A 17216-nucleotide genomic window follows, 5' to 3' on the forward strand; every position below is an offset into this window, starting at 1 on the left:
CATCCGGACCGGAAGCAAAAACTGTGGCGCTGATGGCACTTTCATGGGTGCTGCAGGACGAGGATCGGGCTCAGCGGCTGCTGTCGCTGACCGGTCTCGAACCCGATCATCTGCGCCATGCGTTGGGCGATCCCGCGGTGCTGGCGTCGATCCTTGATTTCCTCGCCAATCACGAACGGGACCTGCTGTCGGCGTCGGAAGCGCTCGATCTGTCGCCCGACATCATCGTCGCGGCGCGCAATCGGCTGGCCCCGCCGCCTGACGAGATGTAGAGGCGCTGCCATGCCCCAAATCGATTCCAACGCGCCGCTCGTCATTACCGATTGCGACGAGGTGCTGCTGCGCATGGTCACCCACTTCCGTGCCTGGCTTGCGGAAGATCACGCGATCACGATGAACGTCAGCCGCGATTTCATTGGCGCGCTTCGCCGTGACGATGGCCGCACGCTGGAGCAGGAGGAGGTCTGGACCCTGCTCGGCGGCTTCTTCGATGCCGAGATGCACCGGCAGGACGAAGTACCCGGCGCGATCGACGCGATCCGCACGTTGAGCCTGCATGCCGAGGTGGTCGTCCTCACGAACCTGGGCGACGAGCGGCGCGAGGACCGGATTCGCCAGCTTGCGACCTTCGGCATCGACCTGCCCGTCTATACCAACCAGGGGCCGAAGGGCCCGGCGCTCGCCCGCATCGTCGAGGAGCGGGGCCGCGACGCACGAGGGAACCTGCGACCGACCTTCTTCATCGACGATCTGGCGGTCCATCACGGATCGGCCGCCGAGATGGTGCCCCATGTCACCCGGCTGCACTTCGTGGGCGAGCCCGAGGTGGCGGCGCACACCACCTGCGCGTTCACCGCGGGCCACGCCCATGCGCGCATCGACAACTGGCAGCAGGCCCTTCCGTGGCTGCTGGACCGCATCAAGGAGCATTCATGAGCGTGAAGAGCATCGACAAGCGCCTGTCGGAAATGGGCATCACCCTGCCCGAACCGGCCGCTCCGGTCGCCAGCTATGTCGCGGCGGTCGAGCATGGCGGATTGCTCCATATCTCGGGCCAGTTGCCCTTCATCGACGGCCAGCTCGTCAAGGGGCGGCTGGGTGAGAGCGTGACGCTCGATGACGGCATGGCGGCGGCGCGGGCCTGCGGGATCATGATCCTGGCGCAGGCAAGGGCGGCCCTGGGCACGCTGGAACGGGTCGAGCAGGTGGTGAAGCTGGGCGGCTTCGTGAATTCGACCGGCGACTTCATCGACCAGCCCAAGGTCGTGAACGGTGCGTCCGACCTGATGATGGCGGTCTTCGGCGACGCGGGTCGCCATGCCCGCAGCGCGGTCGGCGTGCCGGTCCTGCCGCTGGGCGCAGCGGTCGAGGTGGACGCGATCCTCGCCGTCAGGCCTGCCTGATCGATGGGGGCATCCGCTCCCTCGTGGCTGACCGACTGGACCTATGCGCATCGCGGGCTGCACGGACCCGATGGCGCGCTGGAAAATTCGCTGCCCGCCTTTAGGGCGGCGATTGCCCGCGGCCACGGGATCGAATGCGATATCCAGCAAAGCCGCGACGGGTGCGCGATGGTCTTTCACGACTGGACGCTCGACCGGCTGACCGACGAGCGGGGAGCGGTGCGCGAAAGGAACGCCGCCGATCTGCAGCGGATCGGCCTCCATCAGGCCAGCGGCACGATCCCGACGCTGGACGCCATGCTGCGGCTGGTGGCGGGGCGGGTCCCGATCCTCGTCGAGGTGAAGTCACGGCGCGATGTCGACTGGCGCCCGCTTGCGCGTGCGGCGCAGCGCGCGCTCGCGCCCTATCGCGGACCTGCCGCGCTGATGAGCTTCGACCCCGACATCGTGCACTGGCTGCTGCGCCACTCGCGCCGCCCCGTCGGCATGGTGATCGGCCGAGGGGAATGGCAGCGCGCCGGCGGGCGAGGCGGATTTGCCGCGTGGCGGGGTCTTGCGATCCAGCGTCTCGATCCCGATTTCATCGCTTGTGACATTGCCGACCTCCCCGATCCTTGGATTGCCCGCCTGCGCGCGCAGGGCCTGCCGGTGCTGAGCTGGACGATCCGCAGCCGCAAGCTGGCCGCGCGGGCGGCGATCCATGTCGACGCCCCGATCGCCGAGGGCGCGGGCCTGCCGTGAGCGAGGGAGACCTTGCGATACGCCTGGCCGGATCGGTCGGCACCATCCCCTCGGCGGACTGGGACGCGCTGAACCCCGGCGGCAATCCGTTCACCAGCCACCGCTTCCTCGACATCATGGAGCAATCGGGCAGCGTGGGGCCCGGCACCGGCTGGGCGCCCGCCCCGTTGATCCTGGGCGATGGCATCGCCCCTCCACGCGCAGCCCTGCCGGCCTATCTGAAGTCGCACAGCCAAGGCGAATACGTGTTCGACCACGGCTGGGCCGACGCGTGGGAGAGGGCCGGCGGCAGCTATTATCCCAAGCTGCAGATCTCCGTCCCTTTCACCCCCGCAACCGGCCCGCGCGTGCTGGCGGCGAGCGAGGACGACGCCCGCATCATGCTGCGCGGCGCCGAAGCGCTGGTGTCGGGCGAGGATCTATCCTCCGCCCATGCGACTTTCATCATGCCCGACCAGATCGACCTGTTCCGTGAAGCGGGATGGCTGATCCGCCAGGACATCCAGTTCCACTGGACCAATCGTGGATTCCAGGATTTCGAAGCGTTTCTCGCCACGCTGGCATCGCGCAAGCGCAAGGCGATCCGCAAGGAACGCGCCCGCGCCATCGAGGGATTGCGCATCGAGCATCTGTCTGGCGACGCGCTGAAACCGGAGCACTGGGACGCATTCTGGCTGTTCTACCAGGACACCGGCGCGCGCAAGTGGGGCCATCCCTATCTGACGCGCGAGGCATTTGACCTGTTCGGATCGCGAATGAAGGACGATGTCGTCCTGATCCTGGCCTTCGAGGACGACATGGCGGTCGCAGGCGCGCTCAACTTCGCGGGGCCGCAGGCGCTTTACGGACGCTATTGGGGAGCGCTGGTCGACCGTCCGTTCCTGCATTTCGAGCTATGCTATTACCAGGCGATCGATGCCGCCATCGCACGCGGCCTGCAGCGCGTGGAAGCAGGCGCGCAGGGATCGCACAAGCTGGCGCGCGGGTATGAGCCGGTTACGACCTACTCGGCCCATTTCATCCCGCACGAAGGCTTTCGCGCAGCCGTCGCGGATTATCTGGACAAGGAGCGCGCGGGCATCGACATGCAGCAGAATGCCCTGCAGTCGATGACGCCGTTCCGGCGCGGCTAGCCGGGCGTCAGGCGTCCAGCCGGGCGTTCTCGATCAGCCATGCACGGGCGTTGCGCTGTGCATCGGCGATTTCGCGTGCGGTCATTTCGCTGGCTACCTCGCAGCGGCATTGCGGCGCTTCCTCGTGTCCGTTCGCGGCGGCCAGGTTGAACCATTTATGCGCCTCGACCATGTCGCACGGCAGGCCGTGGCTGCCGGTGGAATAGGCGCAGCCGAGTTCGAACATCGCGTGGTCGTCGCCCGTATCCGCAAGTGCCCGATAGATGTCCAGATAGTCGCCCGCTCCGGACCGGAACGGCATCGCACTGCGGAAATCCTGCTGATCGAGATAGCCCATGGTTCACCCCCTTCGAAGCGCCTTGCCCCCTGTGGCAGCGCAGGGTGCAGTCTGTCCCACCTTGGTCAACAAGCCGTTAACGATGTTCGCGCCCTGTTACGTATGGTTTTTCAGGCGGTGATCGGACTGTTCGGGATTGCTTAATCTGTGCACGAATAAGCAGGATCCGCAATGCGCGCTTGTGCCTGAATAGCTTGACAACTATAGGGCCGCGCATCGGGGTTTCACATTTGTCGCCGATGAGGGCCGTGGCGACATCTGGAGGTGCGGATGGCAACGAGCATGAGCATGGCGACCGGAAGCGAGATCGACGACCTTGCTGCGGCACGCAATGCGCTGGCGGGCGAATATCTGCCCAGCGCTGACGAACCTTACATGAATACGCAGCAGCAGGATTTCTTCCGCAAGCTGCTGACCGAATGGAAGCAGTCCATTCTCGATGTCTCCGCAGGCACGCTGCAGAACCTCCAGGAAGGTCCGATCCGCGAGCCCGATCTCAACGATCGCGCTTCGAGCGAGACTGATTGGGGCATCGAGCTGCGCACCCGCGATCGCCAGCGCAAGCTGATCGCCAAGATCGATTCGGCACTCCGCCGCATCGACGAGGGCGAATATGGCTATTGCGAGGTGACGGGTGAGCCAATCGGTCTTGGCCGACTGATCGCCCGGCCCATTGCGACCATGACCGTCGAAGCGCAGGAAGCGCACGAGCGGCGCGAGAAGATCTCGCGCGACGACTGAACTGCGGTGAAGCGTGGCGTATCGGGCATCGGTCGAAGCCCGATTGTCCCGATGCGGTACAAAGTTGTGCTGTTGGGGATAGTCCCAATGCGCTTTAGACTTTCTTAGGTCTTGTTCTCTACTGATTGCGTATTGGAATGAGCGGGCATGCGGGCCGTTCATGTTTTAAATGCGCAGTCCCCAGGGAAACGAGCGATGATCGACCGCCAGGATAATCGCAGGCATGGCCGCGACTCGCTCTTCCTCGTGACGGAGTTGAGGCTCGAGCGCGACGGACCTCCCTATGAGGTAAAGCTGCGTAACATATCGGATTCCGGAGTCATGGCCGAAGGTCCGATGCGGGTTTCGCGCGGGACTCGGGTCTATCTGGAACTGCGCAACGTCGGTACGGTGGCAGGCCATGTCGCCTGGGCGGCTGGCGACCGATGCGGGATCGCATTCGACGAATCGATCCGGTCCTCGCTTGTCCAGTTCCCGGTTTCCAATGTCGACCTTCCCGAAGGCGACAAACAGGAAAACGACGTCTCCCACTTATCGGACCGCGACGACCAGGGCTGACCGGCCGTCACAAGCAAATGGCTGACCGCGCCCGTGCGACTTGCTAGGACGCGGGGCATGAGCCGCCATCTGCTTCGCCCCCTCTATTGTCTGACGCTCCTGCTGCCGTGCCTGTCGGCCTGCAGCCAGGACAATGCCGCGCCGGTCGACGTCGTGCTTGTCGGCGACCGGGCAGCCGCCCTGTCAGAGGATGGCGACATGGATCCTGCCAGGGCGGCGCTGACCTCCGCCACCCAGGAAGGGCTTGTCGACTTCGACGCCGAGGGGCGCATCACCCCGGGCCTTGCCGAAAGCTGGATCGTCACCGACGACGGGCTCAGCTATATCTTCCGCCTGCGGACCATGCGCGACGGCGAGGATGAGCCGATCACCGCCGACGATATACGCAGCCTTCTGTCCGCCGCTATCGACCGCCAGCAGGATACGGCCCTGGGCCTCGATTTCCAGGCGATCGAGGCGATCTATGCGCGGACGAGCAGGGTCATCGAGATTCGGCTGAAATCACCGATGCCCGAGTTCCTCAACCTGCTCGCCGGGCCGGAACTGGCGGTGCAGACGGGCCGCGGCAATCCGCAGGTGATGGTCCTGGACACGGACGGCACGGGCGAACCCCGACTGCTACCCCCTGCCTTGCCAGAGGGGGCGGACAATCCGTTCAGCGATGCGGAGCCGCTGGAAATGCGGATCCTGCCTTCGAAGGAGGCAGTGGATTTCTTCCAGTCGGGCAAGGCGGCCGTTTTGCTGAACGGCAATGTCGACGGATTGCCCTTTGTCCGCATGGGCGGGCTGCTACGCGGCTCGATCCGGCTCGATCCAGTCTCGGGCCTGTTCGGTCTTGCTGTCGCGCGGCGAGACGAAGGTTTCCTGAGCGATCCGGTCAATCGGGAAGCCCTGTCGATGGCCATCGATCGCGATGCGCTGATCGAACCCTTCAATATCGGCGGCTGGGTGCCGACGACGCGCATCTTTCCAGCCGGCCTTCCCGACAGTGCGGGCCCCCCGCAGGAGCGCTGGCAGGCAATCACCATGGAGGACCGGCAGGCGATCGCCCGCCGCCGGGTTCAGAGCTGGACCGGTGCTAATGACGCCGCTCCGCAATTGACCGTCGCCCTGCCGCCTGGCCGGGGCGGCGATCTGCTGTTCAATCGCCTGCGCCGCGATATGGCGGCCATCGGTGTCGGACTGCAGCGGACGGTCGACCGCGACGAAGCCGATCTGTGGCTTGTCGACGAGGTTGCGCGCTACCGCATGGCGCGTTGGTATCTGAACCGGATGAACTGCGGCATCTCCCAAGCCGCTTGCAGCCCTGAAGCCGACGCCTTGGTGCAGGAAGCGGTTGGCGAAGCCGACGACATGCGCCGCGCCGTACTGATGGCCGAGGCCGAAGCACTGATCGCTGCAGAAAATGGCTTCATTCCCTTTGGCGCTCCGATTCGGTTTTCGCTCGTCAGGGGTTCGGTCGACGGCTTCGCGGTCAACCCGCTGGGCGTGCATCCCTTGTCCCCGCTGGCCTTGCCCCCCACCTAGGTTTAATGAAGGACAACGAACCCCGCCGACCCGAAGGCCTGCAGCCCATGTTCGAGGCGCAGTCGATCGGCATGGGCAGCGACCCCGCCTCTATCCGCCAGCGGATCGAAATGCTGGAGCGCATTCTCGAGCGCAGTTTCCGCATCCCCGGCATCAACTATCCGGTCGGACTGGATGCGATCGCGGGTCTGGTCCCGGTGGTCGGCGACCTGCTGACGGCAGCGATGGGCGCCTATGTGGTATGGGAAGCGCGCAACCTGGGTCTGCCCAAGTGGAAGATCTGGAAGATGGGCGCCAATGTGGCGTTCGACACCGCGATCGGCGCGGTACCTCTGGTCGGGGATGCCTTCGATCTGGTGTTCCGCTCGAACACCAGGAATCTCAAAATCATCCGCAAGCATCTCGACAAGCATCATCCCGAGACGCGCGTCATCGAGCAATAGCCGCGAATGCCCCGATCAGAAGTCGATCGCGATCCCGTTCTTTTCCCAGTCGCCGTAACGCGTGGGATCGGGCCGCTCACCCCCTTCGTGGCGCGAACCCTTGCCCGGATCGGGCGCAGGTTCGTTCGTCCAATGGGCGGGCTTCTCGAAGTCGGCGGGCCGCTTGGTGGCGCGTTTTGTCATGCATCGAACATGGGGTGGCTGGCGCATGATGGCAAGCGCGGCTAGGGCGGCTCCATCATTTTCAGGAGCCTTGCTTGCCCGATATCGCCGGATTGCCCGCCCGTAGGGCTGCCCTTCAGGTCCTAGATGCCGTGCTTCGGCGCGGTGAGACAATGGATGTCGCCTTGCCGCGCGCAGCCGGGCGGCTGCGACCTGCCGATGCGGCGCTTGCCCGCGCCATTGCGGGCGAAAGCCTGCGCTGGCTGACCGATCTGGACGCCCTGATCGACGGCGCGACGCGCCAGCGTCTGGCCGACGACGCCAAGGTGCGCAGCGTGCTGCGGCTGATGCTCGCGCAGGCCCTGCGGCTCGATACCCCGCCTCACGCGGTCGTATCGACGGGGCTGGAACTCCTCATGGGTGGACCGCGCCGTTTGGCTCACGGTGTGTTCTCGACCCTGATGAAGCAGGACGTCCGGCTGCCCGTTCTGCCCAGCCTCCCCGATACGGTCGGCGATCGCTGGGCCCACCAATGGCCCGACCGCGTCGACGCGATACGCCAGGGGCTGGCCGAACTGCCACCGCTCGACATCATGCTGCGCGATCCGGCGAGCGAGGCCGAATGGGCAGAGCGGCTGGGCGGTACGCCTCTTGGCCACGGCCGACTGCGCCTGCCGCGCGGACAGGCCGTGACCGAACTGCCGGGCTATGCGCAGGGCGCCTGGTGGGTGCAGGACATGGCCGCGACGATCCCAGCAAGCCTGCTTGGCGATGGCGCCGGTCAGCGAGTGCTCGATCTCTGCGCTGCGCCGGGAGGGAAGAGCCTGCAACTGGCCGCCGCCGGATGGGAGGTGATCGCTCTGGAAATCTCCAAACGGCGGCTGGAACGGCTGCGCGACAATCTCGATCGCACCGGTCTGGCGGCGCAGATCGTCACCGCCGATGCGCTGCAATGGCAGCCGCAAGAGAAGTTCGACGCCATCCTTCTCGACGCGCCATGCAGTGCGACGGGTACGTGCAGGCGCCATCCCGACGTGCTCCATCGCTTCCTGCCCGGTCGTCTGGATGAGATGACCCAGCTGCAGCAGGCCCTTTGCGACAGGGCTATCGACTGGCTGAAGCCGGGCGGAAGGCTGGTCTATGCAGTCTGCTCGCTGGAACGCGAGGAAGGGGAAGAACAGGCAAGCAGCCTCGCGTCCGATCGCCGGCTTGAACCGCAGCCGATTTCCCCGGAGGAGCTACCGGCGTCGCTCGACCCGACGAGCGAGGGCTGGCTTCGCACCGATCCGGGCATGATGGCGGAAGCGGGCGGTATGGACGGCTTCTTCGCCGCCCGCTTCGTTCGCCGTTAGCACCTATTCCACTGGCGACTTCGACCGATCGGCAAAGCTCTTGCGAAGCTTGGCCAGCTTGGGCGGGATGGTGGCGAGGCAATAGGGATTGCGCTGGCCGTCGCCTTCCCAATATTCCTGGTGGTAATCCTCCGCGATGTAGAACTCGGTCGGTTCCTCGATCGTGGTGACGACGGGAAGGTCCCGCTCGTCCTGCGCGCGGCGAATGGCGGCTTCGGCCCCGGCCTTCTGCGCCTCGTTCAGCGGGAAGATGGCCGAGCGATATTGCGTGCCGACATCGTTGCCCTGTCGGTTCAGCTGCGTCGGATCATGCGTTCCCATGAAAACGTCGAGCATGTCGGCATAGCTGATGACATCGGGATCGAAGGTCAGCCGAACAGCCTCGGCATGACCCGTATTGCCCGAACAGACCTGCTTGTAGGTCGGATTCTCGACATCGCCGCCGATATAACCGCTTTCCACCTCGCTGACGCCGATCACGTCGCGGAAGATCGCCTCGGTGCACCAGAAGCACCCGCCGGCCACGATTGCCTGTTCTTCGCTCATGAAATTCTCCTTGGCGCTTCAGATAGGAACGCGCTCACCGCGTTGCCAGTGCTTGTCACCCCGCCATCGGCACCATAACTGGGGGCCCATGACCCAGATCACCGTCGCCGCCCTCCAATGTGCCCTCGCCTCGGACGACGAGCAGGCAAACATCGCCGCCGTGTCCGCCCTGGTGGAGGAGGCCGCGGGCAGGGGGGCGCAAGTCGTCCTGCCGCCCGAACTGTTTTCCGGGCCCTATTTCTGCCGCGAGGAGGACGAGGCCCTGTTCGCCCTTGCCCGTCCGACCGAAGAACACCCTTCGGTGCAGGGGATGCAGAAGCTGGCCGCCGGTCTGAAGATCGCGATACCGACCAGCTTCTTCGAACGTGACGGCCATCATTATTACAACACGCTCGCCATGATCGGCCCCGATGGCGAGATCATGGGCACCTATCGCAAGAGCCATATTCCCGACGGACCGGGATATGAGGAAAAATACTACTTCCGGCCCGGCAATACCGGATTCAAGGTGTGGGACCTGTTCGGAACCCGCATCGGTGTCGGCGTCTGCTGGGATCAATGGTATCCGGAAACCGCGCGCGCCATGGCATTGATGGGCGCGGAACTGCTGTTCTATCCCACTGCCATCGGTTCGGAACCCTATGACGCGGACCTGGATACCAGCCGGATGTGGCGGCGCGCGATGATCGGGCACGCCGTCTCGAACTGCATGCCCGTGATCGCCGCGAACCGGATCGGGAAAGAAGGCGAGTGCCAGACCTTCTATGGCCACAGCTTCATCTGCGACGAATGGGGCGATTATGTCGAGGAGTTCGGGCGCGAGGAAACCGGCGCGCTGGTCGCGACGCTCGACCTGAAGCGCGCCGCCATGCACCGTGCCGGCATGGGCTTTTTCCGCGACCGACGTCCGCAGCTTTACGGGCGGCTGGCGGAAGATATCTGATCCGCCGCCATGCATGCCGGAGATCGCCAGCATTATCTGATCGGGCTTGGCTCGAACATGCGGCATGTCCGCCATGGATCTCCGGCGCAGGTCGTCCGCAAGGCCATCGAAAGGCTGCACGCCGCTTCTGGCTGTACGGTTGAAGCGATGTCCGACATCGTCCGCAGCGCGCCCGTGGGGCCGTCTGCAAGGGAGTATGCGAACGCTGCTTGCGTGGTGGGCTGCGACATGTCGCCCAAGGCCATGCTGGCGCACGTCAACGCGATCGAGCATGCTTTCGGCAGGCGGCGCAGCGGCCAGCGCTGGCGGCAGAGGACGCTCGATCTCGACATATTGCTCTGGAGCGGCGGGAGCCATGCCGCCAGCGATCTGCTGATCCCCCATCCGCAATTGCCCCACCGGGCGTTCGTTCTTGGCCCTGCAGTCCAGATCGCGGGCGAATGGCGCGATCCGCTGAGCGGACTTTCGCTACGACATCTGCATGCACGCTTGACCCGGCCGCGCCCCCTCCCTAGGTGACCACCCGCGGACCGCGTATGATCGCGTGGAACGGGCCCTTAGCTCAGTCGGTAGAGCAACTGACTTTTAATCAGTAGGTCGCTGGTTCGAACCCAGCAGGGCTCACCACTAACTATCTGTAATATAATGAATATTCTGCGGAACGCTGCTGGCCTGAAACGGCTGGTTCGCGTCTAGGTAGCTCCCTAGGTAGCTTTTGGCTTTCATAAAGTTTTTTGGTCCCTATGCGTCCATATGGGTCGTTTTGGTGGTTGTCTGAGCAATCCGGTGCGTTTGATCGGTGTTTTTCCGACTCGGTGGCCGATTAGTGAACAAACTGTTTCAGCTGCGAGTGAGCGAACCAATTCTGGCCGCGTCTCAAGATTGGATTGGTATCTGGAATTGCGATCAGGCGACCAGTACTAGGGATTAGCGTAGAACTTATGGGACCCGTCTGATTCTACGGCCGCCAATGGCGCAACACGTCGCGCACATATCGCGGTGTTTCGCCATTCTTCGGAATTCCGCCAGCGCGGCGAACCGCACCGGGTCCAGCATTGTATGCGGCGAGGGCGAGATGGACCACCCCGAACTCATCGAGCATCTGCCGCAAATAGCGGGCTGAGCCTTCGATGTTTGCTCGCGGATCGAAGCGGTTGGCAACACCCAATTCACGCGCCGTCCCCGCCATCAACTGACCAAGCCCACCGGCCCCTGCCTTGCTGACCGCGAGTGGATTATAACGGGACTCAGTCCAAACGAGCGCGTCGAGCAAGCCGCCGGGAAGACCAAACCGTGCCTCCATGGCCATGACATGCGGCAAATACATAGCACGACGATAATTCGTTGCTTTGCTGCTCCCTAAGGGCCGGGCGGCGACTGTTGCCATTGGCTGGATGGGGTGCACGGGAGTGGCGCCCCCTTCGGCGCTGCCCTGACCCTGCCGGGCCCAGATCCCATGCTCGACCAGCCGGAATTCTCCGTCGAGGTTTTCAACCCGATAACCTGCTTCCCCGTCGTCACCGTCATTGGCAATTGCGGGTGCCCCGAAAGCCATGGCGAGCCCGAAGGCTATTGCTGACAACCAGATTCTTTGGCGCATCTTTCCTGTTCCCGACTGGACGACTCGAATTAGAACATATATAGAACATCAATTGTTGGAAAGACCATGCGAGCGTGCAGAGTGGAGGCTGCACCGGGACGGGCATCGCTCAATTCGAAAGGCGCGCCCATGTCCCGAAAGTCCCCGATTTCATCGCTCGAACGCCGTGCACGGCAGATCGTCGAACAGCTTGATGGCACATGGCGCGGCCGGAAGGGCATGTGCTGCTGCCCCGCCCATGATGACCGCACGCCATCGCTGAGCGTGACACTGGGCCGCCAGGCAATCCTGTTCCATTGCTTTGCCGGCTGCAGCAACGAGGCAGTCCTCGCCGCCCTCAACCATACCGGCGTCAGGTCTCGGGATTTGTTCGACGCTGACCAAACTGTCGACGAGGGCTATATTCGGCAGTCAGGTCCCGACCAAAACGCTTGTCGTCTGTGGCGCGAGGCGCACGCTCTCCCGGAATCCCCGGCCAAAGCCTACCTTGGGTCACGCGCGATCGAAATCGCATCGTCTGACCTGCGCTATCACGAACGCACACCGCTGGGACCGAAGGGGGAGGCCCGTTTCCTGCCCGCGATGCTGGCGGCCGTTCGCAACGACGAAGGCGTCATCGCAGTCCATCGGACCTTTCTCGATCCGAACAGCAATCGCCTTGCGAAGTTTGACGGGCCCAAACGCGCGCTGGGCAGCCTGCAGACCGGCGCCGTCCGTCTTGCCATGCCCCGGGGCGGGAAGCTTGGCTTGGCCGAGGGCATCGAGACCGCGCTCGCCGCAACTCAGCTTTCGGGCATCCCATGCTGGGCGACACTCGGCAACGAACGCTTCGGCCTTGTCACGATCCCCCAAAGCGTGCGCGAGCTGTTCCTGTTTCTCGATGCCGATGAAGGCGGCGACCTCGCGCAGGAACGCGCCTGCGGTGCCTATGCTGCCCCTGGCCGCCGGATCGTGATCCGGCGCCCACGCAAGGCTGGCTACGACTGGGCCGATGTCCTGTGGGCCAGAGAAGGCAAGACCCGGTCCCGACAGACCAGAGGGGAGGAAGCTCCTGCCTGATTGAGGCCCCGACGAGGTGAGGGCCTTTTTCTCAGGAGGTCCATATGTCCCAGTCAGCCCTTCAGTTCGAATTTTCCGAGCCTTCGGAACCACTGGTCCTTTCGGCGGCGCGTCAGCTTGCCGATCTTCTCGCATCGGGTGCGGCGTTGACCCGCCGCGTCATCAGCGATGCGCTGAGCGAACAATTAGGTGGCAGCGATGCCGACGGACGCTGGTCACTGACCGACGCGCACGCAGTGCTCGAACTGGCGCAGGTCCTCTGGCTGATTGGCAAATCCGACCTTCTGGTCACCACGCCGCCCGATCATGCCGACCAGGCGTTCGCGGGACTCGAAGCACAAATTCCCACCCAGACCAGCCGTAGCGAGGAGCAGGTCGAGCTCCAGCAGTTTGCGACCCCGCCACGGCTTGCCTGGCTTGCCGCCCGCGCTTGTGCCCTGACCAAGGATGACCGCGTGCTCGAACCGTCGGCGGGCACCGGCATGCTCGCGATCTGGGCGGCAAAGGCAGGCGCTACGCTCGATCTGAACGAAATTTCTGCGTCGCGCAGATCGTGCCTTGCCGCCTTGTTCCCGCAAGCGATGGTGACCGGACACGATGGCGAACTGATCGACGAACTGCTCGCGCCCGATTGTTTGCCCAGCGTGGTGATTATGAACCCGCCCTTCTCGTGGAGCGCCGAACGCGGCCATGACGGCCGGACCGGTGCGCGCCATCTGCGTTCGGCATTCGCGCGGCTTCGACCCGGCGGTCGCCTGGTTGCGATCATGCCCGAGTGGTTCGACCTGCACCTTTTCGTGGCCAAGCTGCGCGGTCCGGTCACCCCGTTGCTCAATGTCACAATCGACGGCGGTTTCCGAAAATCGGGAACGGGTATCGCAACGCGGCTGCTGGTGATCGAGAAGGCTGACCGTGATGTCGCGATCGCCACGGCCCGCACCAGCGATCTTGCCGAGATCGCGGAGCTGATCGATGCGCTCCCGGTTCGCGAAAGTCCGGGTACACCGCTGCCTCTCATCCCGGTCCGAGCAATCGGCGCGCTCCGGTTGGTTCCGCAAGCGCGACGAACGCCGCTAGCTCCTCCCGTTCGTTCTGCACCAACCTCGGAAGCGGCACCGGTCTGTTACGAGGCGCTTGCCGAACCTGCGCCGATTGATGAGCAGGTCGGGCATTACTTGCCCTATCGCCCGAGCCGGGTCGTCATCGTAGATGCGGCCATGCACCCCACCGTACTGGTGGAATCGGTCGCGATGGGCTCGATCGCCGCGCCAATCCCCGATGCCGTCCCGCAACTGCCGGCAGGGCTTATCGCCAAGGGCCTGCTTTCAGCCGCCCAGGCCGAAACGCTGATCTATGCCGCCAATGCCCATGCGCGCGATATTGCCGGGACGTTCGAACCCGAAGACGAGGGCTGTGCTCTCAAACCCAGCACCGACGGCAAGGCCTATCGCATGGGCTATTTCCTCGGCGACGGGACCGGTGCCGGCAAGGGCCGACAGGTCGCCAGCGTGATTCTCGATCGCTGGGTGCGCGGCGAGCGCCGTCATATCTGGATCTCGAAGAACGAGGCGTTGCTGGAAGACGCGCGCCGCGACTGGAGCGCGCTCGGCGGACTGCCGCTCGATATTCAGCCACTTGCCACCTGGAAGCTTGGTACACCCATCACGATGCCCGAAGGCATCCTGTTCGTCACTTATCCGACGCTGCGTTCGGGTCGCGGCGATGCCACGCGGCTCGAACAGATCCTTGCATGGGCGGGCGACGACTTCGACGGGGTCATCGTATTCGACGAGGCCCATGCCATGGCGGGCGCAGCCGGCGGCGAGGGTGCGCGCGGCAAGGTCAAAGGCTCCGAGCAGGGCATTGCCGGCATTCGGTTGCAGAATCTCCTGCCGCGTGCCCGCGTCGTCTATGCCTCGGCGACGGGTGCATCCGATGTCAACAATCTTGCCTACGCCACCCGGCTCGGTCTCTGGGGTCCCGAGACCGCGTTCCCCGATCGCGTGAGCTTCGTCGCCGACATTCGTCAGGGCGGGATCGCGGCGATGGAACTGGTGGCTCGCGACCTGAAGGCGCTCGGCCTCTACACGGCCCGCGCACTGTCGTTCGCCGGCGTCGAATACGATGTGCTCGAACATTGCCTGACCCCGGACCAGATCGCGGTGTATGACGCTTATGCCGATGCCTGGGCAATCATTCATGCAAACCTCAAGGACGCGCTCGAGGCCACGCGCATTGTCGACGCCGACAGCGGCGATACGCTCAATGGCGGCGCCAAGGCTGCTGCGCTTTCGGTCTTCGAAGGCACCAAGCAGCGATTTTTCGCCCAGCTACTCCTCTCGATGAAATTGCCAAGCCTGCTGCCGGCCATCGAGGCTGCGTTGGGAGCGGACAATTCGGTCGTCATCCAGCTGGTCTCGACATCGGAAGCCATGCTTGATCGCCGACTTGCCGAACTGTCCGACGCCGAACGCGCGTCACCCGAGATTGATCTGAGTCCGGCCTCGTTTGTGATCGATTACCTCGAAAAGAGCTTCCCGGTTCGCCTGATGGCGGTCTTTAGCGACGAGAACGGCAACCCTAGGTCGGAACCAATGAGCGACGAAGAGGGCCGTCCGGTGCTGTGCCGCAGCGCGCTTGCGGCCCGTGACCGTATGATCGAGCAACTCTGCGCCTTGCCGCCGATCGCCACCGCGCTCGATGCAATCCTCGAGCGCTTCGGCACCGACAAGGTCGCCGAAGTGACCGGGCGCAGCCGCCGGCTCGTCATCGGACCGGACGGGAGCCAGGTTCTCCAGTCGCGTTCGGCCCGCTCCAACGTGGCCGAGACCCGCGCCTTCATGGATGGCACGAAGCGCATCCTCGTCTTTTCCGATGCGGGTGGAACCGGTCGGTCCTACCATGCCGATCTCGATTGCCCAAACCGGGAACGCCGCGTGCATTTCCTGCTCGAACCGGGCTGGCGCGCTGATGCCGCGATCCAGGGTCTGGGTCGCACCAATCGCACCAACCAGGCCTCGGCCCCGCTGTTCCGTCCGGTCACCACCGATGTGCGCGGCGAGCGCCGCTTTATCTCGACGATTGCGCGCCGGCTCGACAGTCTGGGTGCGCTGACCCGCGGTCAGCGCCAGACAGGTGGGCAGAACCTGTTCGATCCTGCCGACAATCTTGAAAGTTCTTATGCCAGGGAAGCGCTGGTCCGCTGGTTCGGCCTGCTGTTCGAAGGGAAGCTCGGCGCCGTCAGTCTCGACCGCTTCGAGCAATTGACAGGCCTGCGGATCGCGGCCCCTGACGGCAGCATGGTCGACGACCTGCCGCCGATCCAGCGCTGGCTTAACCGGATCCTCGCCCTGCCGATCGGCCTGCAGAACGCGATCTTCGATGAATATCTCGCCCTCGTCGAAGCGCGCGTCGATGCGGCGCGACAGGCGGGTACGCTCGACCTTGGCGTTGAGACGATCCCTGTCGAAAGTTTTGAAATTCTGTCCGACACGCTCCTGCGCACCGATCGCGTATCTGGCGCGACCACGCATCTACTCGAAATCGAGATCGCCCGCGCGCTTCGTCCGCTGTCGCTCGAACGCCTCGATGTGTTTCACGGGATCGACGACAAGCACCATCGCTGCTTGCGCAATGCGCGTTCAGGCCGGGTCGCACTCCTCGTGCCCGCCCGCAGCCTGCTGACCGATGAGGGCGAACGCATCCGCCGCCACGAACTGATCCGACCCTTGAAGCACACCTACTTGTCGGACGATGTGCTGGCTGAAAGCTGCTGGGAGGACATGGGCGTTGCCGCATTCCAGGCAGCCTGGAACGGGGAAGTCGCCGAAGCTGGCGCCAGCCTGAAGCGCGAACGGCTCTACCTTGCCACTGGCCTGCTGCTGCCGGTCTGGGACAAGCTTCCCGCCGAGCATGTGCGGGTCAGCCGGATTGCGGCGAGCGATGGCCGCTCGCTGATCGGCCGCGAGGTGCTGGTCGCCTTCGTTGCCGACTTGTGCCGGACACTTGGTATCGAGGGTGGGCAGGTACTGCCGGTCGGCGAGGTCATCACGGCCGTGCTACAAGCCGGACGCCCACAGGAAATCGCCGGACCCGATAACCTCATGCTGAAGCGCAGCCTCGTCAACGGTTCGCAGCGGCTCGAGCTTGCCGGGTGGTCGGCCGCGCGGCTTGATTGGTACAAGGCGCAAGGCTGCTTCACAGAGATCATTCGCTACAAGACACGGCTCTTCGTGCCGACCGACCAGGCGGAGCAGGTCCTCGAGCGACTTGCCGTTCGCTAGTTCGCCTGTCGGCGGGTTTGGCTGTTATTCGCAGCCAATCCCGTCATTGTCGCGGTCGAGGTGCCGCCCGTAACCGGGATCGCCCCGCCTGACCGGTGCTGCGCCTGCCGCCCGTGCGGCGGCGCAGTTCGGGAAATAGGTGCTCGATCCGCTGCTTCGTTGCGGCGGACTGGCCGGCGCGGCGTTGGACCCGCGGTGGCAGTGCCGCGTTCCCGCCTTGCGATCGTAGTGGCAGCCGTCTGCGGCAAGCCCACCGCCATGCGCCAGAGCAGGAACCGCGTTGCCAAACATGGCAAGCGGGGTCGCGAGCACCAGGGCGAGTAGCCCGAGAAGTTTCATGTCTATTTCCCCCAACGTCGCGATGACAAATCCCCAGATGATGCTAGCT

General features: G+C 64.5%; 19 protein-coding genes and 1 tRNA gene. 15 read left to right on the forward strand and 5 right to left on the reverse strand.

What is annotated here, in order from left to right:
* The first annotated feature begins 32 nt into the window (after nucleotides 1-32).
* From A9D14_RS00500 to A9D14_RS00520, 5 genes are read left to right on the forward strand one after another with little or no spacing between them, the layout of a single operon-like run.
* On the forward strand, nucleotides 33-272 hold the full coding sequence (locus A9D14_RS00500; protein WP_083987960.1) for a DUF3572 domain-containing protein: 240 nt from the start codon (nucleotides 33-35) through the stop codon (nucleotides 270-272).
* Between the two features lie 10 nt (nucleotides 273-282).
* The gene (locus tag A9D14_RS00505; RefSeq protein ID WP_066842048.1) at nucleotides 283-936 is read left to right on the forward strand and encodes an HAD family hydrolase; all 654 of its coding nucleotides are present in this window, start codon (nucleotides 283-285) and stop codon (nucleotides 934-936) included.
* Nucleotides 933-1403 carry a RidA family protein gene (locus A9D14_RS00510; RefSeq protein WP_066842050.1) on the forward strand — a complete coding sequence of 157 codons (471 nt, stop codon included), beginning with the start codon at nucleotides 933-935 and terminating at the stop codon, nucleotides 1401-1403. The genes A9D14_RS00505 and A9D14_RS00510 overlap by 4 nt, the downstream gene beginning before the upstream one ends.
* A gap of 3 nt (nucleotides 1404-1406) precedes the next feature.
* Nucleotides 1407-2144, forward strand: coding sequence for a glycerophosphodiester phosphodiesterase family protein (locus A9D14_RS00515; protein ID WP_066842052.1), 738 nt, complete (start codon nucleotides 1407-1409; stop codon nucleotides 2142-2144).
* On the forward strand, nucleotides 2141-3277 hold the full coding sequence (locus tag A9D14_RS00520) for a GNAT family N-acetyltransferase (protein WP_066842054.1): 1137 nt from the start codon (nucleotides 2141-2143) through the stop codon (nucleotides 3275-3277). Before A9D14_RS00515 ends, A9D14_RS00520 begins: the two co-directional genes overlap by 4 nt.
* Before the next feature lie 7 nt (nucleotides 3278-3284).
* On the opposite strand, the gene A9D14_RS00525 is transcribed toward A9D14_RS00520, so the two are convergent.
* Nucleotides 3285-3578: an SEL1-like repeat protein gene (locus tag A9D14_RS00525; protein ID WP_066847803.1), complete on the reverse strand. Its 294-nt coding sequence runs from the start codon at nucleotides 3576-3578 to the stop codon at nucleotides 3285-3287.
* 324 nt (nucleotides 3579-3902) lie between these two features.
* Between A9D14_RS00525 and dksA the strand changes: the two genes are divergently transcribed.
* From dksA to A9D14_RS00545, 4 genes are all read left to right on the forward strand, one after another.
* Complete coding sequence (dksA, locus tag A9D14_RS00530) at nucleotides 3903-4355, forward strand: RNA polymerase-binding protein DksA (protein ID WP_415877342.1); 453 nt, start codon at nucleotides 3903-3905, stop codon at nucleotides 4353-4355.
* Nucleotides 4356-4550: 195 nt separating this feature from the next.
* Nucleotides 4551-4913, forward strand: coding sequence for a PilZ domain-containing protein (locus A9D14_RS00535; RefSeq protein ID WP_066842058.1), 363 nt, complete (start codon nucleotides 4551-4553; stop codon nucleotides 4911-4913).
* A 57-nt stretch (nucleotides 4914-4970) separates the two neighbouring features.
* Entirely contained in the window at nucleotides 4971-6440 is a 1470-nt protein-coding gene (locus A9D14_RS00540) for an ABC transporter substrate-binding protein (protein ID WP_066842060.1), read from the forward strand.
* A gap of 47 nt (nucleotides 6441-6487) precedes the next feature.
* On the forward strand, nucleotides 6488-6883 hold the full coding sequence (locus A9D14_RS00545; protein WP_232468653.1) for a DUF4112 domain-containing protein: 396 nt from the start codon (nucleotides 6488-6490) through the stop codon (nucleotides 6881-6883).
* A gap of 15 nt (nucleotides 6884-6898) precedes the next feature.
* On the opposite strand, the gene A9D14_RS00550 is transcribed toward A9D14_RS00545, so the two are convergent.
* Nucleotides 6899-7066 carry a DUF1674 domain-containing protein gene (locus A9D14_RS00550; RefSeq protein ID WP_083987464.1) on the reverse strand — a complete coding sequence of 56 codons (168 nt, stop codon included), beginning with the start codon at nucleotides 7064-7066 and terminating at the stop codon, nucleotides 6899-6901.
* A 74-nt stretch (nucleotides 7067-7140) separates the two neighbouring features.
* On the opposite strand from A9D14_RS00550, the gene A9D14_RS00555 reads away from it, so the two are divergent.
* Nucleotides 7141-8397, forward strand: coding sequence for an RsmB/NOP family class I SAM-dependent RNA methyltransferase (locus A9D14_RS00555; protein WP_066842067.1), 1257 nt, complete (start codon nucleotides 7141-7143; stop codon nucleotides 8395-8397).
* Between the two features lie 3 nt (nucleotides 8398-8400).
* Here the strand turns inward: A9D14_RS00555 and msrA are convergent, their stop codons facing one another.
* Entirely contained in the window at nucleotides 8401-8943 is a 543-nt protein-coding gene (gene msrA / locus A9D14_RS00560; RefSeq protein WP_066842068.1) for a peptide-methionine (S)-S-oxide reductase MsrA, read from the reverse strand.
* An 88-nt stretch (nucleotides 8944-9031) separates the two neighbouring features.
* Between msrA and aguB the strand changes: the two genes are divergently transcribed.
* The 3 genes from aguB (at nucleotide 9032) to A9D14_RS00575 (ending at nucleotide 10513) form a co-directional block, all read left to right on the forward strand.
* Nucleotides 9032-9886, forward strand: a complete 855-nt coding sequence (gene aguB, locus A9D14_RS00565; RefSeq protein WP_066842070.1) for an N-carbamoylputrescine amidase — start codon at nucleotides 9032-9034, stop codon at nucleotides 9884-9886.
* A gap of 9 nt (nucleotides 9887-9895) precedes the next feature.
* On the forward strand, nucleotides 9896-10405 hold the full coding sequence (gene folK / locus A9D14_RS00570) for a 2-amino-4-hydroxy-6-hydroxymethyldihydropteridine diphosphokinase (RefSeq protein ID WP_066842072.1): 510 nt from the start codon (nucleotides 9896-9898) through the stop codon (nucleotides 10403-10405).
* A 32-nt stretch (nucleotides 10406-10437) separates the two neighbouring features.
* Nucleotides 10438-10513, forward strand: a tRNA-Lys gene (locus tag A9D14_RS00575).
* Nucleotides 10514-10844: 331 nt separating this feature from the next.
* Here A9D14_RS00575 and A9D14_RS00580 read toward each other — a convergent pair.
* The gene (locus A9D14_RS00580) at nucleotides 10845-11486 is read right to left on the reverse strand and encodes a lytic transglycosylase domain-containing protein (RefSeq protein WP_083987466.1); all 642 of its coding nucleotides are present in this window, start codon (nucleotides 11484-11486) and stop codon (nucleotides 10845-10847) included.
* Nucleotides 11487-11615: 129 nt separating this feature from the next.
* On the opposite strand from A9D14_RS00580, the gene A9D14_RS00585 reads away from it, so the two are divergent.
* Together A9D14_RS00585 and A9D14_RS00590 are read left to right on the forward strand one after the other, a co-directional pair.
* The gene (locus A9D14_RS00585; protein ID WP_066842075.1) at nucleotides 11616-12545 is read left to right on the forward strand and encodes a DUF7146 domain-containing protein; all 930 of its coding nucleotides are present in this window, start codon (nucleotides 11616-11618) and stop codon (nucleotides 12543-12545) included.
* Between the two features lie 44 nt (nucleotides 12546-12589).
* Nucleotides 12590-16828 carry a strawberry notch-like NTP hydrolase domain-containing protein gene (locus A9D14_RS00590; RefSeq protein WP_066842077.1) on the forward strand — a complete coding sequence of 1413 codons (4239 nt, stop codon included), beginning with the start codon at nucleotides 12590-12592 and terminating at the stop codon, nucleotides 16826-16828.
* Between the two features lie 24 nt (nucleotides 16829-16852).
* Here the strand turns inward: A9D14_RS00590 and A9D14_RS00595 are convergent, their stop codons facing one another.
* On the reverse strand, nucleotides 16853-17167 hold the full coding sequence (locus A9D14_RS00595; RefSeq protein WP_083987468.1) for an excalibur calcium-binding domain-containing protein: 315 nt from the start codon (nucleotides 17165-17167) through the stop codon (nucleotides 16853-16855).
* Nucleotides 17168-17216: the final 49 nt, after the last annotated feature.

This window comes from Croceicoccus marinus (genome assembly GCF_001661675.2).
GTDB classification, from domain to species: Bacteria; Pseudomonadota; Alphaproteobacteria; order Sphingomonadales; family Sphingomonadaceae; genus Croceicoccus; species Croceicoccus marinus.